The sequence below is a fragment of the Streptomyces sp. WAC 06738 genome (assembly GCF_003945505.1).
Lineage (GTDB): Bacteria > Actinomycetota > Actinomycetes > Streptomycetales > Streptomycetaceae > Streptomyces.
On sequence record NZ_CP029618.1, the window covers coordinates 2,173,701 to 2,196,563 of the forward strand.

Annotated in this window: 20 protein-coding genes and 2 pseudogenes; 8 read left to right on the forward strand and 14 right to left on the reverse strand. The window is 73.4% G+C overall.

Annotation, left to right across the window (positions count from 1 at the left end; genetic code table 11):
* Window positions 1-89: 89 nt before the first annotated feature.
* A complete protein-coding gene (locus DMB38_RS09130; RefSeq protein ID WP_125934753.1) occupies window positions 90-656 on the forward strand; it encodes a dihydrofolate reductase family protein in 567 nt (188 codons plus the stop codon).
* A 74-nt stretch (window positions 657-730) separates the two neighbouring features.
* Here the strand turns inward: DMB38_RS09130 and DMB38_RS37450 are convergent, their stop codons facing one another.
* Together DMB38_RS37450 and DMB38_RS09140 are read right to left on the reverse strand one after the other, a co-directional pair.
* Entirely contained in the window at window positions 731-2,884 is a 2,154-nt protein-coding gene (locus tag DMB38_RS37450) for a tetratricopeptide repeat protein (protein ID WP_125934754.1), read from the reverse strand.
* On the reverse strand, window positions 2,881-3,177 hold the full coding sequence (locus DMB38_RS09140) for a hypothetical protein (RefSeq protein WP_346429500.1): 297 nt from the start codon (window positions 3,175-3,177) through the stop codon (window positions 2,881-2,883). Before DMB38_RS09140 ends, DMB38_RS37450 begins: the two co-directional genes overlap by 4 nt.
* 327 nt (window positions 3,178-3,504) lie before the next feature.
* On the opposite strand from DMB38_RS09140, the gene DMB38_RS09145 reads away from it, so the two are divergent.
* Window positions 3,505-3,774 (forward strand): hypothetical protein, encoded by a 270-nt coding sequence (locus DMB38_RS09145; protein WP_125934756.1) that lies wholly within the window; start codon window positions 3,505-3,507, stop codon window positions 3,772-3,774.
* A gap of 88 nt (window positions 3,775-3,862) precedes the next feature.
* A pseudogene (locus DMB38_RS09150) lies at window positions 3,863-4,401 on the forward strand (DUF6879 family protein).
* 39 nt (window positions 4,402-4,440) lie between these two features.
* Here the strand turns inward: DMB38_RS09150 and DMB38_RS09155 are convergent.
* Window positions 4,441-4,920 carry an NUDIX domain-containing protein gene (locus DMB38_RS09155; RefSeq protein ID WP_125934757.1) on the reverse strand — a complete coding sequence of 160 codons (480 nt, stop codon included), beginning with the start codon at window positions 4,918-4,920 and terminating at the stop codon, window positions 4,441-4,443.
* Between the two features lie 149 nt (window positions 4,921-5,069).
* Entirely contained in the window at window positions 5,070-5,786 is a 717-nt protein-coding gene (locus DMB38_RS09160) for a class I SAM-dependent methyltransferase (protein WP_125934758.1), read from the reverse strand.
* Window positions 5,787-5,860: 74 nt separating this feature from the next.
* On the opposite strand from DMB38_RS09160, the pseudogene DMB38_RS09165 reads away from it, so the two are divergent.
* A pseudogene (locus tag DMB38_RS09165) lies at window positions 5,861-6,646 on the forward strand (LysR substrate-binding domain-containing protein); the annotation flags it as partial.
* Window positions 6,647-6,861: 215 nt separating this feature from the next.
* Here DMB38_RS09165 and dusB read toward each other — a convergent pair.
* The 6 genes from dusB to DMB38_RS09195 all read right to left on the reverse strand — a co-directional run bounded on the left by dusB (window position 6,862) and on the right by DMB38_RS09195 (window position 11,714).
* Complete coding sequence (gene dusB, locus DMB38_RS09170) at window positions 6,862-7,992, reverse strand: tRNA dihydrouridine synthase DusB (protein ID WP_125934759.1); 1,131 nt, start codon at window positions 7,990-7,992, stop codon at window positions 6,862-6,864.
* 135 nt (window positions 7,993-8,127) lie between these two features.
* Window positions 8,128-8,727 (reverse strand): hypothetical protein, encoded by a 600-nt coding sequence (locus tag DMB38_RS09175; protein ID WP_125934760.1) that lies wholly within the window; start codon window positions 8,725-8,727, stop codon window positions 8,128-8,130.
* Window positions 8,724-9,548, reverse strand: coding sequence for a hypothetical protein (locus DMB38_RS09180; RefSeq protein WP_125934761.1), 825 nt, complete (start codon window positions 9,546-9,548; stop codon window positions 8,724-8,726). Before DMB38_RS09180 ends, DMB38_RS09175 begins: the two co-directional genes overlap by 4 nt.
* Window positions 9,541-10,032, reverse strand: a complete 492-nt coding sequence (locus DMB38_RS09185) for a hypothetical protein (protein WP_125934762.1) — start codon at window positions 10,030-10,032, stop codon at window positions 9,541-9,543. Before DMB38_RS09185 ends, DMB38_RS09180 begins: the two co-directional genes overlap by 8 nt.
* A gap of 54 nt (window positions 10,033-10,086) precedes the next feature.
* A complete protein-coding gene (locus DMB38_RS09190; RefSeq protein ID WP_240662075.1) occupies window positions 10,087-11,439 on the reverse strand; it encodes a putative T7SS-secreted protein in 1,353 nt (450 codons plus the stop codon).
* Between the two features lie 5 nt (window positions 11,440-11,444).
* Window positions 11,445-11,714: a hypothetical protein gene (locus tag DMB38_RS09195; protein ID WP_240662078.1), complete on the reverse strand. Its 270-nt coding sequence runs from the start codon at window positions 11,712-11,714 to the stop codon at window positions 11,445-11,447.
* Window positions 11,715-11,834: 120 nt separating this feature from the next.
* On the opposite strand from DMB38_RS09195, the gene DMB38_RS09200 reads away from it, so the two are divergent.
* Complete coding sequence (locus DMB38_RS09200; protein WP_125934764.1) at window positions 11,835-12,014, forward strand: helix-turn-helix transcriptional regulator; 180 nt, start codon at window positions 11,835-11,837, stop codon at window positions 12,012-12,014.
* 7 nt (window positions 12,015-12,021) lie between these two features.
* Here the strand turns inward: DMB38_RS09200 and DMB38_RS09205 are convergent, their stop codons facing one another.
* Window positions 12,022-13,719: a serine/threonine-protein kinase gene (locus tag DMB38_RS09205; protein ID WP_125934765.1), complete on the reverse strand. Its 1,698-nt coding sequence runs from the start codon at window positions 13,717-13,719 to the stop codon at window positions 12,022-12,024.
* Between the two features lie 221 nt (window positions 13,720-13,940).
* Window positions 13,941-15,674 (reverse strand): MFS transporter, encoded by a 1,734-nt coding sequence (locus tag DMB38_RS09210; protein ID WP_125934766.1) that lies wholly within the window; start codon window positions 15,672-15,674, stop codon window positions 13,941-13,943.
* Window positions 15,675-15,853: 179 nt separating this feature from the next.
* Between DMB38_RS09210 and DMB38_RS37455 the strand changes: the two genes are divergently transcribed.
* Window positions 15,854-19,372 (forward strand): BTAD domain-containing putative transcriptional regulator, encoded by a 3,519-nt coding sequence (locus DMB38_RS37455; protein ID WP_276314948.1) that lies wholly within the window; start codon window positions 15,854-15,856, stop codon window positions 19,370-19,372.
* Between the two features lie 43 nt (window positions 19,373-19,415).
* On the opposite strand, the gene DMB38_RS09220 is transcribed toward DMB38_RS37455, so the two are convergent.
* Window positions 19,416-20,555: an MBL fold metallo-hydrolase gene (locus tag DMB38_RS09220; protein ID WP_164715951.1), complete on the reverse strand. Its 1,140-nt coding sequence runs from the start codon at window positions 20,553-20,555 to the stop codon at window positions 19,416-19,418.
* Window positions 20,556-20,679: 124 nt separating this feature from the next.
* Here DMB38_RS09220 and DMB38_RS09225 point away from each other — a divergent pair, with 124 nt between their 5' ends.
* Together DMB38_RS09225 and DMB38_RS09230 are read left to right on the forward strand one after the other, a co-directional pair.
* A complete protein-coding gene (locus tag DMB38_RS09225; RefSeq protein ID WP_125934767.1) occupies window positions 20,680-21,729 on the forward strand; it encodes an aldo/keto reductase in 1,050 nt (349 codons plus the stop codon).
* A gap of 195 nt (window positions 21,730-21,924) precedes the next feature.
* Entirely contained in the window at window positions 21,925-22,629 is a 705-nt protein-coding gene (locus tag DMB38_RS09230; RefSeq protein WP_125934768.1) for a TetR/AcrR family transcriptional regulator, read from the forward strand.
* Here the strand turns inward: DMB38_RS09230 and DMB38_RS09235 are convergent.
* On the reverse strand, window positions 22,618-22,851 hold the full coding sequence (locus DMB38_RS09235; protein ID WP_125934769.1) for a hypothetical protein: 234 nt from the start codon (window positions 22,849-22,851) through the stop codon (window positions 22,618-22,620). The genes DMB38_RS09230 and DMB38_RS09235 overlap by 12 nt on opposite strands.
* Window positions 22,852-22,863 lie beyond the last annotated feature (12 nt).

A 22,863-nucleotide genomic window follows, 5' to 3' on the forward strand; every position in this document is an offset into this window, starting at 1 on the left:
CCGTCAAGGGGGAGTGGGCCGCGCGTTGCGATGAGTCCGCGGGAGTTCGCCGGTCTTACTGTCGAATCCCTTACCGAGGAGGACGTGCGATGCGCAGCGTGACGTATTCGATGGCTGTTTCACTCGACGGCTTTGTCACCGGACCCGACGGCGGCATCGACTGGGGGGCGCCCAGCGAGGAGGTCTTCCGCCACTCCATCGAGGAGATCCAGGACGTGGGCGTCCATCTGATGGGGCGGCGGCTCTACGAGACGATGCTCTACTGGGAGACCGCCGCGCAGGACCCCTCCTCACTCAGCGAGACGGAGCGGGAGTGGATCAGGTTGTGGAACCCGCTGCCCAAGGTCGTGTTCTCCCACACGCTGACGGAGGTCGAGGGCAACGCGCGGCTGGCCTCCGCCGGGCTGGCCGAGGAGATCGCGCGGCTGCGTGAGGAGCCGGATGAGGGGGACATCGCGATCGGCGGGGCGACGCTCGCCGCGGAGGCGGCGGAGCTGGGGCTGATCGACGAGTACCGGATCAGGGTGAACCCGGTGCTGCTCGGCGGCGGCACGCCGTTCTTCGCCCGTATCGAGCGCCAGGTGGATCTGGAACTGGTGGAGACCCGCACCTTCGACTCCGGCGTCGTCTACCTCCACCACCGCGTACGCCGCTAGGTCGTTTCCCCCGTGTCATTCGGCGACCCCTGCCGCCCAGTCCTGGCAGCCCCGTCTGGTCCTCCTCAACGCCCTCACGACGACGCAGTGTCGGTCTGCCCCCGCCGCGACGTGAAGTCCCCGAGCAGTTCCCGGCTGGCGACGGTGAAGGGGTGGTCGGCTCCCAGGCTGCGCTCCCGCCTCGCCAGGACGTCCGTCATGATCTCGATCCCCGCGGCCACGCGGCCCCGTGCGACATGGGTGCGGGAGAGCAACTGCCGGGCGGAGAGCGTGATCGGGTAGTCGGGTCCGAAGCGCCGCAGGTACGCCTCGGTGACCAGCCGCGTTTCCCGCTCGGCCGCATCGAAGCGGCCCAGTCGGTACAGCGTCCAGGCGCGGTTGTGCCGGGCGCCCAGGGTCACGGTGTGGTCAGGGCCGAGGATGCGGGTGCACTCCTCGGGCAGGGACAGCAGCGTCCCGTCGTCTTCCGCGGCGATGTCCGCCGCAGGCAGCAGGGCCAGCAGACTCGTACGGGAACGCAGCGTCAGCGGGTGGTCGGGGCCCAGGGCCCGGCGCCTGCCGGCGACCGTGGCGCGGAGCAGGGCGGCGGCCTCGTCACGTCTGCCGAGGTTGCCGAGGACGAGTTGCAGGCCCTGGCCGCTGTCCAGGGTGTCGGGATCGTCGGCTCCGAGCAACGTCTCCTGGGCGGTACGGATCCGGCGGAGCAGCCCCTCGGCCTCGGCGTACCTCCCCAGCCTGAAGAGTGACCGGCCGGCCCGGGAGTGGGCCGCCAGGACGAGGCGGTGCCCCGGGCGGCCGAGTCGGCGTTCGCCGAGGTCCGCGGCGGTCCGGGCGGTCTCCCAGGCGGCCTGGTAGTCGCCGGTGCGGTGCAGGGCGACGGACAGCCGGATCGCCACGGCGAGCGCGTCGGCGGCCGTGCGCGGATCGGCGGCGCGTCGGAGCAGGGCGAGCACATGAGGCACCAGCAGCCGGTAACGCGGTTCGTACGGGCCCGCGTCAGGCACGGCCGGCACGGCGGCGTCGAGCAGGCGGACCGCCGTGGTGTCGAGCGGCGGCACCTTGTCCGCCGGTGTGGCGGCGGCGACGCTGTCGAGCAGCACCCCGTGGCTCTGCGTGCAGCGAACGCCGACGTCGACGAGTTCGGTCAGCGACTGGTCGAGCAGCGCCCGCAGCGCCGTTTCGCAGCGATCGTGGGGCAGGATGCCGCCGATCTCACGGTGGTCGAGGAGCGACAGCGGCAGCGGCTCGGGCGAGAACCGAGCCAGGAGCCGCAGCAGCGCGGTCGCCTCCGGCAGCCCGCGGGCCTCGAAGGCGTCGAGCGTCAGTTGCCAGGTGAGGCCCACGAGGTGCCGGGGGTCCTCCGGTGACAGCGGGTCCGCTCCCTGGTCGATGAGTTCGACCCCCTCTGTTTCGTCGAGCCGGCGCCCGTACGTCTCCATCGTCCAGGGGTCGAGGACTTGCTGGGAGAGGAAGCCGCCCGCCAAGGTGAGAGCCAGGGGCAGCCGCCCCAGCCGCTCGGCGATCCGGTCGGCCTCCTGCTGGGTGCCGCTGTGCGGGGCGAGGTCCTGCAGCACCCGGGCAGCGTCCTCGCGTGGCAGCACGCCGATGTGCTGCAGCTCGGCCCCCGGCCACCAACGGGCGGCCGAGCGGCGCGTCGTCACCACGACCGTGCCGCGAGGGCTGGTGCGCAGCCAGCTTCCGTCGCGGAGGATCTCGGGTTCGTCGGCGTTGTCCAGGACGAGCAGCCAGGGCTCCGCGGAACGGTCGAGGTGCTGCCAGACGAGGTCGGCGGCGGGGCGCAGACCTCCGCGGGCTGCCAGCAGTTCGCCGTCCCCGGCGCCCCGGTCGGCGGCGACGGCGAGCATCCCGGCACGCAGGCTTGAGCGGTCGGAGGCGCTGACCCAGAGGCCGACCCGGCCGTATTCCCCGGTGGCCAGTTGGAAGAGCGTGTACGCGACGGCGGTCTTCCCGCACCCGCCCATGCCGTACAGCACGTACGCCTCGCCGCCCCGCCCGGCCGCCACGCTCTCCCGCAGCCGCGTCAGCACCTCGGCGCGGTCGCGGAGGACGGCGGGGGGCCTGCCGACCGCCGGTCGGCGGACGGAGTCGGGACCGCCGGGCACGGCGGACCCGTCGCCGTGGTGGTGGTGTTCGGTGATGTGCTGATCGCCGGACGCCTGGTAGACCCGTCCCCGGTCTTCGGCGCGGCCGTCCATCCCACCCGTCATCGTTCGGTGATGTGCTGGTCTCGCCCGGCCTGCTGGATATGCCCGTGCCCGGACGCCCGCGCCCGGAGCACGACGACGGAGCCCGCCGCACCCCCCGGTGCGAGTTCGTCGAGGAGCGCCCGCAACTCCGCGGCGGCATCGGGCCGCGCGACGAGCAGCCGCCGCAGCCGCCCCTGCCACTCGGCGTGGAGTTCGTCGACCGTCGCCTGGTCCCCGGCCTCTCTCGCCGCCAGAGCGTCGTCGCGGGTGGCTTCCAGTTCGGCGGCGACGCCCTCCGCACGGTGTGGCTGCATTCGGCGCCAGAGTTGCGTGATTCCCTCTCGGGTGCGCTGCCAGGCATCGGTTGTCATCAGCGTGACCAGCGTGATTCCCGCGCTCTGTGCGAGTAAGGCTGCCTCCGGGTCCACGTTTCCCCCTACCTCAAACGTCCGGTCTTAGGATTGTAAGCCGAATACATGTGCCTGTTGACTCGGTTCGCCACCGGTCATCATCGCGTTCAGGAGCCGGAAAGGGCAACTGGAGCCGCGGCCCCACTTCGACGTGTCCGGTTTTGACCTGGCTGGTCCCCGTGTTTCGGTGCTAGCGTCGCCCCGAATCTTCAGGAACGAGGGGAGAAAGTCATGGCCAGGCCGTGGGAAGCCGATCCGGCGACGACATTCAAGCGGCGCCTGGGTAAATCGCCGCAGGAGTTAGGCACCACGACTGATGGCCCCGACTGCCCCGACATCTGGGAGCTGGACAACGGCGACATCGTCGTCATCGGCCGCGACCTCACGGAGTCCCTCGGCAGGAATCTGCCGTCCGGCGTCTCCGTCGGTGCGGACGAACGGCTCGTCGTCATCCCCAGGAACATGCTGATCGCCGCGAAACAGGACATCCCGAGTGTTTGATTCCTTCCCACACGGCGTCTCAGAGCGCCTGGACCGGCCCACGTACCACGCGGATTACCATCGGGTCTTCGCCAGTGGAATCCGCCACATGAGAAAGCTCGAACGCGGACAGCACTTCAAAGAGCGCGGATTCGCCAGTTGGGAAGCCTTCGCGGCAGGTGAGTGGGACCGCGCCCTCTCCCTCTCCGACGAAAGGCGCGACACCTACGCAGAACAGTTCCAAGAGGCAGCCCGGCTCGGAGTCGTGCAGCGCCGCCTTCGCGTAGTGGAATTCCCGGTGACCCCCTACGTGCAGTGGGAATTCCATGTGCTGCGCGTACGCGTGGAATTAGGTGACAACATCAGGGTGCTGGATGCCAGCAAGATCGCGGACATCGAAAAGCACCGCCCCGTTCCCGAAGTGGTGATTCTCGGGACGTCTCCATGTACGAGGTGCTCTACGACGACGACGGAAACGCGATGGGGTGCCATCGTTTCACCGATCGCGCCCTGATCGAAGAAACATCGGCCGGGTTCGACGCCTTGTATGAACGCGGCGACGACTTCCACGACTTCTTCGCCAGGGAGATCGCCCCGCTCGCCGCGCCCGCGGTCGCCTGCGGGGACGCCGGCCGCTCCACGCCGTAGCGGATGGTCCGGAACCACCGCGCGCGTCGCGATACGCCGCTAGCCGCTTGCGGTGCTGCTCCAGGGGCCGTTCGGGGCGAGGTCGGCGAGGACGGCCTTCAGGTGCGGGGGTTCGAGCGGGTCGGGGAGTGCGGGGATGTCGGGCCAGGCGATCCACGCGTGGCCGGCGAGGGTGACCTGCTCGTCGGGGAGGAGACCGGTGCGGCGCAGCGGGGGGCGGTCGTCCAGGTAGCGGGCGAGGAAGAAGTGCTCGGTGCCGACGAAGTGGGTGCCCTTCCAGTGGAAGTCACGCGCCACGGGCACGCCCCGCTCCGCCACGGCGGCGGGGTCGAGCCCGGTCTCCTCGGCGAGTTCGCGCCGCGCGGCGGCGAGCGGCGTCTCGTCCGGCTCGATGCCGCCGCCGGGCGGCTCCCAGATCAGCGCACCGTCGAAGGGGTCGCGCCAGCGCAGCAGCAGTATGCGCTGGGCGGCGTCGAGGCAGATGACCCGCGCGGCGGGCCGATGGGTCGCGTCCACCACTCCGAGGCTAGTGCTGTGACCGCGGAGGTCCACCGGATTGCCGGCGGCTTCCTGTCGTGCGGCGCGCTTGTATGCCCGCGGAGGTGCACGCACGTCTGCTGGACAAGACAGCTCGACCGACCAGGACCTCGGTGTGCGAAGCGGAGCAGCTACCGGCGGCGGCAGAGGAACTCACCGTGCGTCGGTGTGCGGGACGCGCGCGAGACGATGTCGAAACCGGCCCGCTCCAGCATGCCCTCCAGGATCCAGGCGTATGTGGAGAACTCCTCCCGAACGTGCGCCTCGAAGTCCGCGCGGGTGAAACCCCGGCCCTCGGGACGGCCCGCGGTGTCGATCCACCGCTGCAGATGCTCTGCGGCCTCGGCGGGCTCAAAACTGAAGAGGACGTCCCACAGGTAGAAGGTGCCGCCCGGCCGCAGCATGCCGGCCGCGTTGAGGAGCGCCTGCAGTTTCCAGAAGTCCGGGAGCTGGTGCAGGGCCGACGTGGTGGTCACCACGTCCGCGGGCGCCGCGCGGTGGGCGTAGTCGAGGAACCCGGCCCGGTGCCAGTGTGCGCCGACACCGGCCCGTTCCGCCCTGGTCTGGGCGAAGGCGAGCATCTCCGCCGAGACGTCGACGCCGTGGGCCTCGGCCCCGCGCCGTGCCGCCTGCACCACCAGCGAGCCGGTGCCGCAGGCCAGATCGACCAAGCGGCTGCCCCTGACGACGCCGAGCCGGTCGAGCAGCGCGTCGTCGGCGTCCGAGTCGGTGCCCTGGTTGCGGTCGTAGGCGGCCACCGCGGCCGGGCTGCCCAGGTCGACGCCGACGGGCTCGTATTCGCGGAAGAACCAGGCGGGGCGTGGGCGAGTGGTGTCGCTTCGTGGCATGACCTGTTTGTAGGGTCCGGGCAGGTCCGACGGCAACGGCAACATCCGCAGCATGGCGTTCCGGAAGGTGAAAGATGCAGGACCACGACCAGTACCGCCTCTTCCTCCATCTCGCCTCCACGCTGAGCTTCACCCGCACCGCGGCCGACTGCCACGTCAGCCCCGCTACGTTGTCCCGTACCGTGCAGCGGCTGGAAACCTCTACCGGGCACCGGTTACTGGACCGCGGCCCACACGGCGTCGCACTGACCGAGCACGGCCACCGCTTCCGCCGTTACGCGGCCGAAGCCCTGGAGCTGTGGGGCCGTTACTGCGACGACGACCTCACACGGGACCAGCTCGGCGGCCGGCTACGGGTGTTCGCCTCGGTCACTGCCTGCCAGGGCCTGCTGCCCGACCTGCTCGCACCGCTGCGAGACGCCCATCCCCGGGTGCAGATCTCGGTGCGCACCGGTGACGCGGCAGCCGCCCTCGCGCTCCTCGACGAAGGCGAGGCCGACCTCGCAGTCGCAGCCCTGCCCTCCCGGGTTCCGGCCACCCTCCTCGCCCGCACCGTCGCCCGCACCCCCCTCGTCCTCGTCCGGGCCGGCCCCTCACGGCCGGGCGCGCAGTTCCCTGCTTCCGACGAGCCGTTCGTACTCCCCGGACAGGGCCTGGTCCGAGACATCGCCAACCGGTGGTTCCGCCGCCTCGGCATCACCCCCCGCATAGCCGCGGAGGCCGACGGACACGAAGCCCTGCTCACTCTGGTCGCTCTCGACTACGGCACAGGCATCGTCCCCGACCTCGTCCTGCAGCACTGCAGCATCCAGCACCGGCTGCATGCCGCCCCGGCCCCGTCCGGCCCCGGCGAACTCACCATCGGCGCGTGCATCCGGCGCACCGATCTCCACCGCCCCTTGATCGCCGCCGCCTGGGCAGCCACGGGATCCGGTGAACCTCTGCGGTCACCTCACCGGTACCGGGGGAGCGGGCCGGGAGCGCCGGGCCATAGCGCGCAGGAGGCGGATGTTCGGGGGGCCCGGCCCCCGGTTCCGGGAAGGGGCGGGGGCGGGGGCGGGGACCATCCCACGCCTCAGCCCCCTGACGTGTCCAGTTCCGCCGCCGCGTCGACCTGCGCGCACTCGTACGGGTCCCCCAGCCAACCCTCCGGCAGCACCACCTTGTTCCGCCCCGCCGTGCGCCCCCGCGGGCCCTCCGCGCCCTCCGGCCACGGCTGGTCCAGGTCGAGGGTGCCCAGCAGGTCGTCCAGCTCCGCCAGCGTGCCCGCCATCGCCATGCGGTGGCGCAGCTCCTTGCCGACCGAGAAGCCCTTCGTGTACCACGGCACGTGCTTGCGGAAGTCGATGACGCCCCGCCGCTCGTCGCCGAGCCACTGGCCCAGCAGCTCCGCGTGCCGCAGCATCACCCCCGCGACCTCCTTCAGCGCCGGCCGCGCCGACGGCTCGGACGACCCGTCGAACGCCGCCACCAGGTCGCCGAAGAGCCACGGCCGCCCCAGGCAGCCGCGCCCGACCACCACCCCGTCGCATCCCGTCTCGCGCACCATCCGCAGCGCGTCGGCCGCCGACCAGATGTCCCCGTTGCCCAGCACCGGGATCTCCGGCACGTGCTCCTTCAGCCGGGCGATCGCGTCCCAGTCCGCGGTGCCGCCGTAGTGCTGGGCCGCCGTGCGGCCGTGCAGCGCGATCGCCGTCACGCCCTCCTCGACGGCGATCCGGCCCGCGTCCAGGTAGGTGAGGTGGTCGTCGTCGATGCCCTTGCGCATCTTCATCGTCACCGGCAGGTCCCCGGCGCCGGCCACCGCCTCGCGGAGGATCGCCCGCAGCAGGTTCCGCTTGTACGGGAGCGCCGAGCCGCCGCCCTTGCGGGTCACCTTCGGGACGGGGCAGCCGAAGTTGAGGTCGATGTGGTCGGCGAGGTCCTCGTCGGCGATCATGCGGGCCGCCCGGCCGGTGTACACCGGGTCCACCCCGTAGAGCTGGATGGACCGCGGCTTCTCCGTGCCGTCGAAGTGGACGAGCCGCATCGTCTTGGCGTCCCGCTCCACCAGCGCCCGCGTGGTGATCATCTCGCTGACGAAGAGGCCCCGACCGCCGGAGAACTCCCGGCACAGCGTACGGAACGGCGCGTTCGTGATCCCCGCCATGGGCGCGAGCACCACGGGCGGGGAGACGGTGTGCGGGCCGATCTGCAGCTCGGACATGGGACGGACTACCTCGTTGCGTACGGGGACGGGACAGGGTCGGGACGGGGACGGACCCTCCATTGTCCCTCACCGCGGGCAGGACCGCGTACGCACCGGCCCGCGGCCCCTGAGCACCGGCCCGTCAGCGCGCCCTCAGCGGTCCTCGTCCCGCCGGACCCGTACCGCCAGCGCCAGCTCGTCCATGTCCTGCGCCGCCGCCGCGAGCCGCCCCACGTCGGAGCTGAGGGCGCGGACCAGGACGTCCACGCCGTGCGGCTCGGAGCGGAACGCGTAGTTCAGCGAGCAGCCGAGCGTGCCGTCGCCCGGGTCGGTGAAGTAGCGCATCGCCCGCAGCCCGTTTCCCAGGTGCGGGTGGCGGAAGAGTTCCACGATGGGCGCCTCCACCGCCTCGGCGTCCATCGACCGCACCAGCTCCCGCAGCCGGTCGTTGCGCTCCCCCGCCATCGCCAGCCCCCACACCGCCAGCGGCACGGGCGCCTGCCGCGGGTCCGGCAGATACAGGTACAGGTCCTGGCCGGGGAAGACCGTGCCGGCGCGGGTCGCGAACTCCAGCAGCGCGTCCCGCAGCCGCGCCACCTCCTCCTCGTCGCCCGGCTCGACGTCCGCGAGCGTCCACCACGCCTCGGCGAACGCCTCCGCCCACTCCGCGGGCCCCGGCCACGGCATGCCCTCCCACTGCTGCGGCACCCACAGCCACTTGGCGTCGTCGTAGTCGACCTCGATCCAGCTCACCGGCTGCTCCTCGTCCAGCGGAAGGTGGTCATCAGGGCGTCGAAGAGCTCGACCAGCACGTCCGCGAACTGCCCCTTCGGATCGCCGTCCGCGAGCGTGCTGAACCCCACCGTCACCCACCGGGTGTCGTCCTCGGGGACAGCCAGCACGTAGTCGACGCGCCGCGAAGCGTACTCCCCGCCCTCCTCGCCGGAGCCGCGCGCGACCCGCTCGTTGCGGTAGCCGACGGATCCGTCGACGGCCGCGGGCTGCGACTTCTCCGCGTCGGCGAGCAGCCGGGCGAGGATCAGCGACGGGTCGGCGCCCGTGGCCAGAGTGATCTCGGAGACGACGAACGAGGCGGCGACCGTCACGCCGTGCATCTGCTGGACGGGGAGGTAGAGGTCGAGGCCGCCGCTCTTGCGGGCGTCGGCGGCGGCCTTGCGCAGCCGCCGTACCAGCTCCAGGCGCACCTGCGGTATCCGGTCGCGCGGCATGTCGTCGGGCAGGTCGGCGACGGCGTCGTCGACGATCCGCATGATCGCCTCGTCCGTGCCGTCGCGCAGGGGGATGCGCGACCAGTTGGGCGGCAGCACGAGGGTGTAGCCGACGGCGGCGCCCTCGTCCCGGTCCTTGACGGACCTCTCCGTACGGTCCGCGGACGCTGCCCGCCCGGACGGTTCCGTACGCTCCGCGTCCTCCGGCCGTTCCGTACGCGCCGCGTCCTCCGGCCATTCCGTGCGCGCCGCGTCCCCCGGCCGTTCCGTACGCTCCGGCTGCCCGGCCCGTTCCGTACGCCCCGGCCGCTTGACGTAGTCGATGCGTCCCGCCCGCTCAGCCACCGCCTGCTCCCCCGCTCTCCCTCTTGCGCCGCTTCTTCTCCGCATGGTGCGCCCGCACCCGCGCGTCCCGCTCCCGCCGCTCCCGCTTGCGCCGTCGCTCCGCCCGGTCCGTACGCACCGCGGACACCACCCCCGTCACCAGCGCCACCCCCGGCACCGCGACCAGCGCCACAGGACCCGTGAAGTACGCGGCGATCATCAGCAGCACCGACCCGAAGACGGCGGTGACCTCCAGCTCGCCGTCGCCCACGTTCCGTACCGCCGCCGTGACCACCGACCACACCAGCACCGCGACCGCCGCACAGAGCAGCCCCCGCTCGGCCCAGACCATCGCGTCGGCGGTCCCGTCGAAGACGGCCGCCAGCGCGACGAGCACCGCCCCCGCCGCGAGCGGCACGAGCACGGCGGCGCGCGCGGCCACGAGTAGCGGCCCGTCGGCGCGCCCTCGCGCGGACGGGGTGGTGCGGCGGGGCAGGAAGACCATCGGCTCCTCTTCACGTCGGGTGCCCGGCCTCCGGGCGTTACGGCGCCGGCTGCCTCACCACGTCGAGCCGATCGGCGCCTGCCAGGTGTCGCCCTTCCAGTTGTTGTACGACTCGTTGGCCCACTTGAAGGGCATCATGTCGCTGCTGCCGAACGCCTTGTCGCCGAGGTCGACGATCGTACCGCCCCAGGCGGCGCCCAGAGAGGCCGAGTACGCGGCGCCCGCCTTCGCCGCCGTACCGCCGCTGACCAGGCCGGGGAACCGGTCCGAGATCCGCCCGATGTTGCGGATGAGAGCCAGGCCCTCGGTGTCGCCCATGTTCAGGATCTTGCCCAGGCGCCCCACCGACGGCAGGTTCTGCGGCACGCTCGTCGCCTGCCGCCGCGCCTGCGCCTTCAGCGCGTCGATCTGCGCACGGGCCGAGCGCTTCGCGGCGGGACTCGCCGTACGGCTGCTGAGCACCCGGCCCAGCGCCTGCCGCTGCGCGGACGACCGGGCGAGGTTCTGGGCGACCTGCTGCGAACGGGCCCCGGTCGCCGCCGTCTTCGTCAGCGCGTTGGTGCCCTTCAGCGCGGCCATCCCGGCACGGCCGAGCCCCATGGTCAGCAGCCCGACGGCGTCGACCAGCACCTCCATCCAGCTCGCGTTGCCCGTGGCCGCGAGCAGGGCTCTGCCCCCGACCACCAGCAATCCCGCGATCAGCAGGAACGCCACCACGTTCAGGCCCGGGATGAAGAGCGAGATGATCGCCACCGCGGTGGCGATCCAACTGATCACGTCGATGACGATCTTGATGAGTTTCGCGTGCTTGTCGACGAAGTCCTTGACGTTGTCCCACCAACTGTCCTTGACATCGTCGTCGATGGACTTCTTGATCCGCCCGGCGGCGGTGTCGGCGTCACTGTCCCGCGCGGACGTCGCCCGCCCGAGCATCCGGCGCGCCTCTTCCAGCTCCCCCTCGGCCGCACCGTACGCCTTCTCCCGCCGCTTCTCCGCTTCCTTCTCGTCGTCGGTGGGCTTCGGTGCGTCCGGCGAGGACGCCTGGTCCGGCGGCTTGTTCTGCGCCATCGTCCCGGCGGCGCTCTGCGCCTTCGTCAGCGCCCGCTCGGCCGCCTTCTGCGCCTCGTCCAGATCACCCGCCCACGAGGACAGATGCCCGGCAACCTCCTTGTACCGTCCGGAGGTCTTCTCCATCTTCCCGGCCAGATCGGTGGCGGCACTGCGCAGCTTGTCGGCGTACTTGCCCTTCAGGGCACCGTCCTTGCCGATGTCGCGCAACTTGCCGACCTGCGACTCGATCGTCTCGCCGATCTTCTTCAGCCGGGCGGCCTCATCGCGTATGTCCTCGACGTTCCCCGGCACGGGATCGGAGTCGGCGAGCGGCTGCCAGTCGGTGGGGCGGGCCATGACCGTCACTCACCCTTGCATTCCTGCTCAAGCTTCTTGTCCGTCTTCAGGAACGACTGATGGACGCTGCTCGCCATCTCGCCGACGGACTTCACGGACTCCAGCACCTCTTTGCGGTGCCGGTCCCAGTTGGTGGTGAAATCCTCCATCGCATCGGCGACGGTGCCGGATCCCCATATTCCGCGCAATTGCTCCTGATGATCCTCGCAGCTTTCGAACTCCCGCTTCACGATGCCGAGATCACGCTCGATCACCTGAAGGCGTTCGTAGTCCACGCACAGATCGCCCATGTTCGTCCCCCTGAGGTCTTACGTCGCTGGCGGCAGGGTACCGGCGGCCGGACAACCGCGCATGTACCGACTCCGTACGGCACATGAGTCACTACCTTCGGTCGCATGAAACAGATACGACCGCCGGATCCCTGCGACTCACCACGCACGTTCTCTGGAGCGGAGTTGCGCCGACTGCGCGAGGATGCGGGATTGTCACAAGAACGGCTCAGTGAGCGGGTGTTCTGCTCACCGGCGTACATCGCTCACTTCGAGAGTTGCGCCGTGAAGAACGACGAGTTCTAGCCCGAACTCAACCCCGCAGCGCACCCCACGTATCGGGGCCCACCTGGCCGTCGACCGCCAAGCCCTCGGCGCCCTGGAACTTCTTCACCGCCGCCTCCGTGCTCGGGCCGAACGCTCCGTCGACGCCGGCCGAGCCGAGGTCGTAGCCGCGCGCGTGGAGGATGCACTGCACCTGCACCACGCGTTCGCCGTTGTCGCCCCGCTGCGTGAGGGCCGTGCCCGAGTAGTACGTGCAGGAGTCCCACGGGTCCGCGGGCGGGGCCGAGGTCGTCGGTCCGCTCGTCGGCTTCGCCGAGGTCGCGTCGGGGCGCGTGGGCTCGGAGGTGGGGCCGGCGGTCCTTCCGGGGGTCTCGGCCGGCTCGGAGGTGCCTGCGACGGAGGGGCTCGGGGACGGGGATGCCGGCTCCTTGCCGTCCTCCTTCTCCTCGGACGGCTTCATGTCGCCCCGCTGCTTCTGTTCCCCGGCCGGGGCGCTCGAACTCCGGTCCGCCCCCGCGGCGTTCTCGTCGCCGTCGTCGGAGCCCACCCACCCCGGCACCGTGAACGCGGCAGCCGCCACGGCCGCCACCGCGACCGCCGCACCGGCCAGCACCAGGGGGCGGCGGCGCCGCGGCGGTCGCCGCCCGGGGGAGGTCTCCGCCGAGCCGGGAGAGCCGCCCTGGCCGTTCGGGGTGAACTGCGGCTGTCCGCCCTGGCCGTACGGGGCGGCCGCCTCACGGCCCGCCGCCGCGTTCAGGGCCTCCGGCGGCATCGACGGCGTATGCGACTCCGGCGCGGGCCCGAACCCTCCCCCTACGCCCGGGGGCGTGGGGGCACCCCCAGCCCCCGCACCGCCGCCGGAACCGCCCGTACCGCCGCCGCTAGCAGTGATCGGGCCGCCCAGGCGCATCGTCTCCGCCGGGTCCGGCAGCGGCTCCCCCGCCGCCACCGCCGCCAGCAGCCGGCCCGCGCGCAGCGCGTCCGCGCGGCGGTCCGGGTCCTTCTCCATCAACTCCCGCAGCGCACCGGTCAGCGCGCCCGCGCGCTGCGGCTCCGGCAGCGGGTCGACGACGATCGCGCTGATCGTCGACCACGTGGAGGAGCGGCGGAACGGCGACATGCCCTCCACCGCCGCGTACAGCGTCGCGCCCAGGGACCACACGTCGGACGGCGGTCCCGGCAGGTCGCCGCGGGCGCGCTCCGGCGACAGGTAGTCGATGGAGCCGACCATTTCGCCGGGGGCCGTCAGCCGCGTCGTGCCGTCGTCGCCCGGGTCGTCCATCGCGGCGATGCCGAAGTCGGTGAGGACGACGCGGCCGCTGCGGGCGAGCAGGATGTTCGCCGGCTTCACGTCGCGGTGGAGGACGCCGGCCCGGTGGGCGGCGGCCAGCGCGTCGACGACCTTCGCGCCGATACCGGCGGCCTCCGCGGGGTCGAGCACGCCCCGTTCACGGATGACGTCGTCCAGCGACGGTCCGTCGACCAGCTCCATGACGATCAGCGGCCGGCCCTCGTGCTCCGTGACGTCGTGGACGGCGATCACGCCCGGGTGGTCGACACGGGCCGCGGCCCGCGCCTCCCGCTGCATCCTCAACCGCAGCTCGCCCGCGTCATGCGCGGCGCCCTCGCCGAACGCCCGCAGTTCCTTCACCGCGACCTCGCGGCCCAGGACCTCGTCCACGGCACGCCACACCGTGCCCATGCCGCCGCGGCCGAGCTGCCCCACCACGCGATACCGTCCGGCGAGCCGCCGGCCGGCCCCCGCTTCGCTCTCCCCCACAGCCGCCCTCTGCCGTTCGGTGCGCGCACCGTGTCCGATGCGCGCACTGTGTCCATGCTTCGGGAGGCAGCCTAACGGGCCCGGATGACAACGGAGTCGGAAGCGTCAGCCGGGGCGCGGAGTACGCGGCGGTACGGGGGCGGGGTACGCCCCCGTACGCCCCCGGCTCACTTCCCCGCGCCCCCGTCCCCGGCTCCGGCCCGGACCTCGGCAGCGGCACCGGCGCCCGCTCCGGCACCGGCCAAGTCCTCGGCGCCGGACCCGTCGTCGCCTCCGGCCCTGCTCTCGCCTCCGGCCGCCTTCACGCCTCCGGCCTCGTCCCCGCCTCCGGCGCCCTCCGCGCCCTCCGCGTCCTCCGCGTCCCGCAGTGCCGTGAACGCCAGCACCGCCACCGACAGCGCCAGCAGCGCGCTGATCACGCCCACCGCCGCAAGACCCCCCGCGAACGCCTCCCGCGCCGCGCCCAGCAACTCCGCGCCCCGCTCCCCCGGCAGCTCCTCCGCCACCGCCACCGCGCCCGCCAGAGTGTCCCGCGCCGTCTCCGCCACCGCCACCGGCGTGCCCTCCGGGACCCCGCCGCCGACATCCGACCGGTACACCGCCGTGCCCACGCTCCCCAGCACCGCGACGCCCAGCGCCACGCCCAGCTCCGAACTCGTCTCGCTGATCGCCGACGCCGCCCCCGCCTTCTCCGGCGGCGCCGAACCCACCACCATCTCCGTACCCAGCGCGAGCACGGGCCCGATACCGGAGTTCACCAGCGCGTACGCCACGACGATCAGCGCGATGGCCCCCGCGTCACCCGGCTCGACCCGGGTCAGCAGCAGGTACCCCACCGCCGACGCCACCAGCCCCGCACCCATCACCGGCCCCGGACCGAACCGCCGCGCGAACACCGGCGCCGTCACGGAAGCGGCGATCAGCACCCCCGCGGGCGGCAGCAGCCACAGCCCCGCGCGGAGTGCCGACTGGCCCTCCACCATCTGCAGGTACTGCGTCACGAAGAGGTACGTGCCGCTCACCGCGACCGTCCCCACCAGGATGATCAGCAGTGCGCTGCGGAACGACCGGTCGGCGAACAGCCCCAGATCCAGCAGTGGGTTCGCCAGCCGCCGCTGCCTGCGTATGAACAGCGTCCCCGCCGCCACCCCCACGACGGCCGCCAGCAGCGGCAGCACCGCGAGGCCGTGCGCCAGCTCCTTGATCGCGTACGTCACCGGCAGCATCGTCGCCAGCGACAGCACCACGCTCGGCGCATCCACCCGGCCCGCGTCCGGATCCCGCGACTCCGGCAGCAGCACCGGCCCCGCCACCAGCAGCAGCACCATCACCGGGAGGCCCAGCAGGAAGGCGGAACCCCACCAGAAGTGCTCCAGCATCGCGCCGCCCAGCACCGGCCCCAGCGCGACGCCGAGGGAGAACATCGCCGCCCAGATCGCGAACGCCAGGCCCCGCTGCCGCGGGTCGGGGAAGAGATTGCTGATCAAGGAGAGCGTCGACGGCATCAGCGTGGCACCGGCCACCCCCAGCAGCAGCCGGGCGGCGATGAGCGCCTCGGGGCTCGGGGCGTACGCGGCGGCGACGGACGCGGCGCCGAAGGCGGCGGCGCCGATCAGCAGCAGCCGGCGGCGGCCGACACGGTCGCCGAGGGTGCCCATGGTCACCAGGAAGCCGGCGATCATGAAGCCGTAGATGTCGATGATCCACAGCATCTGGGTGTTGCTGGGCTGCAGATCGGCCGCCAGATGCGGCACCGCCAGGTGCAGCACGGAGACGTCGAGGGCCAGCAGGAGGGTGGGCAGGGCCAGCACCGCGAGCCCGGCCCACGCGCGCAGCCCGGCGCGTTCGCCGGAGCCGCCGGTATCGGGGGCGTCGCTGCCGGTGGTGAGGTCGGTGTTCACGGGAATCCCTTCGAGGTGGCCGGGTGCTACGGACCCGACTGTGCGACCCGCCTCTCTCGGTCCACTCCAGATCCGCTCTCGGCCCGGCGCCGGCACCCGGGAACGGCGCCCAGCGCACACCGGGTGACGGCCGGGACACGGCGGGACGGGATGTCAGACCGGCTGCGTACCGTTGAGGCATGCGATACGGGGTCCTCGGTCCGCTGGCGGTGTGGACGGACGCCGGCGAACCGGTCAAGGTCGCCGAGCGCAAGGTCCGCGCGCTCCTCGCCGACCTGCTGCTGCACGAGGGCCGCACCGTCTCCGCGGGCCGCCTCATCGAGGACCTGTGGCCGCCCGGCAGCCGCCCCGCGAACCCGGCCGCGACGCTCCAGACCCGCGTCTGGCAGTTGCGCCGCGCCCTCGCCACCGCCGAGCCCGGCGCCCGCGACCTGGTCGTACGCGCACACGGCGGCTACCGCCTCGCCGCGCCCCCCGAATCCGCCGACGCCGGCCGCTTCGCGGCCCTCCTCGCCCGGGCCCGTACGGCCGAAGACCCGGAGAAACGGGCGGCGGGACTCCGCGAAGCCCTCGCGCTGTGGCGCGGCGGCGCCTACGAGGACGTCGCCGACCAGGACTTCGCCCGCGCCGCAGCCGCCCGGCTGGAGGAGACCCGGCTCACCGCCGTCGAGGAGCTGGCCCACGCCCGGCTCGCCCTCGGCGAGCACGGCCCGCTCGCCGCCGAACTGGCCGATCTCGTGGACCGCCATCCGCTACGGGAACGGCTGCGCGCCGCACACATGACCGCCCTGTACCGGGCGGGCCGGCAGAGCGAAGCCCTCGCCGCCTACGGCGACCTGCGCCGGCACCTGGCCCGCGAACTGGGCCTGGAGCCGGGGCCGGAGGTCGCCTCGCTCCAACGCGCGATCCTGGCGCAGGACCCGGCGCTGCTTCCCGCGGGCACGGAGGCCGCGGGCGCGCGGACGGCGGCGGCCCCGGGGAGAGCGGGCACAGCCGCCGCCCCCGCGCCGGGAACGACGAGCCCCGCCGCCGGCACGCCCGGCCCCGCACCCGCCGCGCCGCCGTCCAACCTCCCCGCGCCCGTCACCGAACTCATCGGCCGCGACCGCGAACTGACCGACGTACGCAAACTCCTCCACACCGAACGCCTCGTGACCCTCGCGGGACCCGGCGGCGTCGGCAAGACCCGGCTCGCCCTCGAAGCCGCCGCCCAGGCCCTCACCGACGCCCCTGCCGGCCTCCCCGGCGACTTCCCCGACGGCGTGTGGCTCGCCGAACTCGCCGGCCGCCGCTGCTACGACGACCCCGCCGACGTCATCGCCCAGGCCCTCGGCGTCCACGACACCGAGGGCCGCCCCACCCACGACGTCCTCGCCGACGCCGTACGCGCCAAACGCCTCCTCCTCGTCCTCGACAACTGCGAGCACCTCGTCGAGGCCGTCGCCCCGCTCGCCGCCCGCCTCCTGCGCGCGGCACCCGGCCTGCGCATCCTCGCCACCAGCCAGGAGCAGTTGGCCATCGCCGGCGAAACCCTCTACGCCGTACCGCCCCTCGACCTCCCCCACCCCGCCGCCCCGCCCGCACACACCACCGCCGCAGGTACCCCCGCCGCGAGCACCGAGACCCCCGCCACCGCGTGCCTGCACGAGTCCAGCGCCGTACGGCTCTTCCTCGCCCGCGCCGCCGCCGCGGCCCCCGGCTTCCAGCTCGAACCCGGCAACGCCGCCGCCGTCGCCGCCATCTGCCGCCGCCTCGACGGCATCCCCCTCGCGCTCGAACTCGCCGCCACCCGCGTCCGCGCCCTCGGCGTCCACCACCTCGCCGAACGCCTCGACGACCGCTTCCGCCTCCTCGCCGCCTCCGGCACCCGGCGGGACGCGCCCGAACGGCAGCGCACCCTCCGCGCGACGATCGAATGGAGCTGGGAACTCCTCACCCCCGCGGAACAGGCCGTCCTGCGCCGGCTCTCCGTCTTCGCCACCGGCACCACCCTGCCCGCCGCCGAAGCCGTCTGCGCCGGTACGGACATCGAGCCCGCCGACGTCGCCGGCCTCCTCGCCCGCCTCGTCGACCGCTCCCTCGTCGTCACCACCCCCGGCCCCGAAGGACCCCGCTACGGGCTGCTGGAATCCGTCGCCGCCTACGCCCTCGAAGAACTCACCGCCGCAGGCGAACACCCCCGCGCGCTCCACCACCACGCCACCCACTACACCGACCTCGCCGAACGCGCCGCCCCCCACCTCTGCACCCGCACCCAGACCCGCTGGCTCACCGTCCTCGACGCCGAGTCGGCCAACCTGCGCCGCGCCCTGGACACCGCCACCACGACGGGCGCCGCCGCCCTGGCGCTGCGGCTGGCGAACGCGCTGGCGTGGTACTGGTTCCTCCGCGGCCGCCACCGCGAAGGCACGAGAGCGCTGACACGCGCCCTGGAAACGGGCACGGCGACCAGCACCCCTGACGGCGAGGCCGCCGACGTCACCGTGCCGCGGGCCACGGCCGCCGCCTGGCACGCCGGCTTCGCCCTGCTCGACTCCGCGATCCGCACCCCGGCCCGGCCCGGCGAGCCCGGCGGAGCCGGTACGGAGGGCCCGTACGACAGGCCCCCGGAGAACGGGACGCCCCCGGAGAACGGGACACCCTCGGAGAACGGGACGCACGAGGACAGCGCCGCCCGCTCCCCGGGCGACGGCCCGGAGTTCCCCGGGGACGACGCCGACACGCGCGCGGTGTGGTTCCTCGCCTTCGCCGAGGCCGGCTTCGGCAGCATCCCGCGCGCCGGGGCGCTCGCCGACCGGGCACTGGGCGAGTTCCGTACGCGCGGGGACCGCTGGGGCGAGGCCGCCGCGCTCGTCGTCCAGGCGACCGTGGCGCTCTTCCGCGGCGAACTGGCCGCGCTCGCACGGAACTCCGCGACCGCCGCCCGCATCTTCGGCGAACTGGGCGAGGACTGGGGCCGGCTCGAAGCCGGCGAGGCCATGGCCGGGCACGCCGAGATCACCGGCGACTACGCGCGCGCCGCGCGCCTGCACCGCGACGACGCCCGCCGGGCGGAGGAACTCGGCCTGTGGGCCCAGCAGTCGTACCGCCTCACCGGGCTCGGGCGGATCACGATGCTCACCGGCGACCTGGCCGAGTCGCGGCGGCTGCACGAGGAGGCCATGGCGCTGGCCGTCGCGCACTTCGACCCGGTCGGCGAGGAGTTCGCCGAGATCGGCCTCGGCATGGTCGCCCGCAGGGCCGGCCGGCCCGGGGCCGCCGAAGCGCACCTGCGCCCCTGGCTGGAGTGGTGGCGCGGGCTCGACTGCTCCGCGGCACCGCGCGGGGTGGCGCTCATCGCGGCGGAGCTGGGCTTCATCGCCGAGCAGCGCGGCGACGCGGAGGAGGCGCGCGCCCTCCAGCGCGAAGGGCTGGCGGCGGCGCTCGCCTCGGAGGACCCGCGGGCCGCGGCGCTGGCGCTGGAGGGGCTGGCGGGCGTCGAGACGCTCACCGGCAACCACCTGCCCGCCGCCCGCCTCCTCGGCACCGCAGCCGCCCTCCGCACGGCGGCGGGCGCCCCGCTGCCGACGGCGGAGCGCGGCGACGTCGACCGCATCACAGCCCGCGCCACGAGGGCCGTGGGCCGGAAAGCCTTCACCGAGGCCCACGAGGAGGGCCAGGAGATGCCGCTGACGGCCCACCCGGCAACCAGCCCCTAGCGTCACGGGGGCGGCACACCGCCACCGGGCGCTCGCTCCCCCGCTACTGCTCCGTCGCCGGGCTCGGCTTCGCGGCAGCCTTGCGGCCGCCCCCCGGCTGGGGGGTGCGTTCGGGGGCGGCGATCTCCTGCCACCACGGCGTCGTCGGCAGCGTCTGCGCCGACGGCTCGAAGGGCTCGCCCGGGCGCGGGATCGCCGCGCGGACGTCCGCTGCCGCCGCCGCGGCGGCGGTGCGCTCCGCGGGCTCCTCCCAGCGGTGCGGGGCGAGGTTGAACGTGCCCCAGTGGATCGGCAGCAGCACCCCGCCGCGCAGGTCGAGATGGGCCCGTAGGCCCTCCTCCGGGGTCATGTGGATGTCCGGCCAGTACTCGCTGTACGCGCCGATCTGCACCATCGCCGCGTCGAACGGCCCGTGTTCCGCGCCGATCTCGGCGAAGCCCGGGAAGTAGCCGGTGTCACCGCTGTGGAACACCCGGTGCTCCGGGCCGCGCACGGACCAGGACGCCCACAGCGTGCGCTGCTTGTTGCGGATGCCGCGGCCGCAGAAGTGGCGGGCGGGCGTCGCGGTGAGGGTCAGGCCCGCGGCCTCGGTGGTCTCGTTCCAGTCCAGTTCCGCGATGCGGTCCTGCGGGACTCCCCAGCGCTCCAGGTGCGCGCCGACGCCGAGGGGCACCGCGAAGAGCACGTCGGGGGCGACCGCCTTGCGGAGTTCGCGGACGGTCGACATGTCCAGGTGGTCGTAGTGGTCGTGGGAGATGACGACCGCGTCGAGCGGGCCGAGTTCGCCGAGCGGCAGCGGCACGCGGTGGAGGCGGCGCGGGCCGGCGAAGGAGAACGGCGAACAGCGCTCGCCGAAGACCGGGTCGAAGAGGACCCGGCGGCCGTCGATCTCGGCGAGGACGGTGGCGTGGCCGAGCCAGGTCAGGCGCAGCCCGTCGGCGGGCGGAGCGGACAGGTCGGGGCGCTGCACGGGGATGGGGCCCGCGGGCTTGCGGCCGTCGCGGCGGAGCAGGGCGCGGAACATCTCGCCGCGGGAACCGCCGCCGGGCTGCGGGCCGATGCCTGCGGGGACGGGGTTGCGGAAGGCGCCGGCCTCCGGGTCGTAGTTCGGCGAGTTGAGGATCCGCGCCAGCCGGGCACCAGCCGGCTCGGCGCCGAACGACGCGGGGCGAACTCGACGCATGGGCTACTCCTTGGTCTCGGACTGTGGGGTCAACGGCGGCGGGGACGGCGGTGTTCCGGAGCACGTGAGAATATAGCGCTGACAGATTTTGACATCTGTCATTCGTCATTCCATACTTGTCACCATGACTTCGATTCCGACTCGCCCTCTCGGCACCACCGGCCCCCGCGTCTCCGCCCTCGGCCTCGGCTGCATGGGCATGTCCGCGCTCTACGGGCCCGTCGACCGCAAGGAGTCCATCGCCACCATCCACGCCGCCCTCGACGCCGGCGTGACCCTCCTCGACACCGGCGACTTCTACGGCATGGGCCACAACGAGCTGCTCATCCGCGACGCCCTCGCCGCCCGCCCCGGCAGCCGCGACCAGGCCGTCGTCAGCGTCAAGTTCGGCGCCCTGCGCGACCCCGCCGGCGGCTTCCTCGGCTACGACGGCCGGCCCGCCGCCGTGAAGAACTTCGCCGCGTACTCGCTGCAGCGCCTCGGCACCGACCACATCGACGTCTACCGGCTCGCCCGCCTCGACCCCGACGTGCCGGTCGAGGAGACCGTCGGCGCCGTGCAGGAGCTGATCGACGCCGGTTACGTGCGGCATATCGGGCTCTCCGAGGTCGGCGCGGAGACCGTGCGCCGGGCCGCCGCCACCGCGCCCGTCGCCGATCTCCAGATCGAGTACTCGCTGATCTCCCGCGGCATCGAGGACGAGATCCTGCCCGCCTGCCGCGAGCTGGGGGTCTCCGTCACCGCGTACGGCGTGCTCTCCCGCGGCCTGATCAGCGGGCACATGACCCGCGAGAGCGTGCGCGGTCTCGGCGCGCAGGACTTCCGGGCGCACTCCCCCCGGTTCGCCGCGGAGAACATCGACCGGAACCTGGCGCTCGTCGACGCGCTGCGGCGGGTCGCGGACGGCAAGGGCGTGACGGTGGCGCAGATCGCCATCGCCTGGGTGCTCGGCCGCGGCGAGGACATCGTGCCGCTCGTCGGCGCCCGGCGCCGGGACCGGCTCGCGGAGTCCCTCGGCGCCCTGGACGTGGCGCTGGACGCGGCGGATCTGGCCGCGATCGAGGAGGCGGTGCCGCCGGGCGCGGCGGCGGGCGAGCGATACGCGCCGGAGCAGATGGCGATGCTGGACAGCGAGCGGACGAGCGACGGGTCCGGCGGTACGGCCGGCGCGTAGCCGGACGCCGCCCCCGGTCCCCCGCCCGGCCCCGGTCCCGGTCCCAGCCACGTCCACGGCCACGATCCCGGTCCCGCCCGTGCCGTCGCCGGGCGGGGCGGGTCACGGCGGCGGGTGTGTCGTTGTCGGCGGCGGCTGCGAAGCTGGTAGCAGAGCCGACGCCAGTCGGGAGAGCCCGAGAGCCGGAGAGCGCCGATGCCGTCCGAGACCCTGACCCCCGAGCACATCCTCCAAGCCACGGAGGACGTGCTGCGCCGCTATGGTCCGGCGAAGGCCACGGTGGTGGACGTGGCGCGGGTGCTGGGTGTGAGCCACGGCTCGGTGTACCGGCATTTTCCGAGCAAGGCGGCGCTGCATGCGGCGGTGGCGGCACGGTGGCTGGACCGGACGTCGGCGGCGCTGGAGAAGGTCGCGGCGGCGGAGGGTCCCGCGGATGTGCGGTTGCGGCGGTGGCTGGCGGAGTTGTTCGACGCGAAGCGGCACAAGGCGCATGACGATCCGGAGATGTTCGCGACGTACATGGCGCTCATCGGTGACGGCGCCTCCGCGGGCCGTGCGGGCCCGGCGGCGGCCGGGGCGGCGGGCGCGGCGGGTTCTGCGACGGTGGCCGGTGTGGTGGCGCGGCATGTCGCGGAGCTGACGGGGCAGTTGACGCTGATCCTGGAGGACGGGGTGCGTCAGGGGGTGTTGTCGGTGCCGCCGGCGGTGGCGGCGGGGGATGCGGAGTCGACGGCGGTGGCGCAGGCGGCGCGGCGTTCGGTGGAGGGGGTGGCGCGGGCGGTGTTCGATGCGACGCGCCGGTTCCATGATCCGGCGTTCGCGCCGGACTGGGAGGAGCCGGGGGTGGCGGCGGAGTTCGCGCTGGTGGTGGATGTGGTGGTGCGGGGTCTACGTCCCTGACGCGGGCGCCGCACCGTCGTCGGGTCCGGTTCCGGCGGCGGCTTGGTGTGTTTCCGCGAGGTGTTCTTCTGCTTTGAGCCAGGGGAGGAACTGGGCGGCTCTGGTCCAGTCGCAGCTTTCGCAGTGGAGTGTGCGCCGGGCGCCGGCGCCGGTGACGTGGACGGTGTGTTCGCGGCCGTCGGGGTCGGTGGCGGTGACCCGGCTGGTGGCCCTCGCGTGCATGGCGCGCCTCCT

Bases quoted from the DNA above. Each gene is read 5' to 3' on its own strand.
- DMB38_RS09130 (WP_125934753.1), top strand. From the start codon at position 90: ATGCGCAGCGTGACGTATTCGATGGCTGTTTCACTCGACGGCTTTGTC.
- DMB38_RS37450 (WP_125934754.1), bottom strand. From the start codon at position 2,884: ATGACGGGTGGGATGGACGGCCGCGCCGAAGACCGGGGACGGGTCTAC.
- DMB38_RS09140 (WP_346429500.1), bottom strand. From the start codon at position 3,177: ATGCAGCCACACCGTGCGGAGGGCGTCGCCGCCGAACTGGAAGCCACC.
- DMB38_RS09145 (WP_125934756.1), top strand. From the start codon at position 3,505: ATGGCCAGGCCGTGGGAAGCCGATCCGGCGACGACATTCAAGCGGCGC.
- DMB38_RS09160 (WP_125934758.1), bottom strand. From the start codon at position 5,786: ATGCCACGAAGCGACACCACTCGCCCACGCCCCGCCTGGTTCTTCCGC.
- dusB (WP_125934759.1), bottom strand. From the start codon at position 7,992: ATGTCCGAGCTGCAGATCGGCCCGCACACCGTCTCCCCGCCCGTGGTG.
- DMB38_RS09185 (WP_125934762.1), bottom strand. From the start codon at position 10,032: ATGGTCTTCCTGCCCCGCCGCACCACCCCGTCCGCGCGAGGGCGCGCC.
- DMB38_RS09190 (WP_240662075.1), bottom strand. From the start codon at position 11,439: ATGGCCCGCCCCACCGACTGGCAGCCGCTCGCCGACTCCGATCCCGTG.
- DMB38_RS09200 (WP_125934764.1), top strand. From the start codon at position 11,835: ATGAAACAGATACGACCGCCGGATCCCTGCGACTCACCACGCACGTTC.
- DMB38_RS37455 (WP_276314948.1), top strand. From the start codon at position 15,854: ATGCGATACGGGGTCCTCGGTCCGCTGGCGGTGTGGACGGACGCCGGC.
- DMB38_RS09220 (WP_164715951.1), bottom strand. From the start codon at position 20,555: ATGCGTCGAGTTCGCCCCGCGTCGTTCGGCGCCGAGCCGGCTGGTGCC.
- DMB38_RS09225 (WP_125934767.1), top strand. From the start codon at position 20,680: ATGACTTCGATTCCGACTCGCCCTCTCGGCACCACCGGCCCCCGCGTC.
- DMB38_RS09230 (WP_125934768.1), top strand. From the start codon at position 21,925: ATGCCGTCCGAGACCCTGACCCCCGAGCACATCCTCCAAGCCACGGAG.
- DMB38_RS09235 (WP_125934769.1), bottom strand. From the start codon at position 22,851: ATGCACGCGAGGGCCACCAGCCGGGTCACCGCCACCGACCCCGACGGC.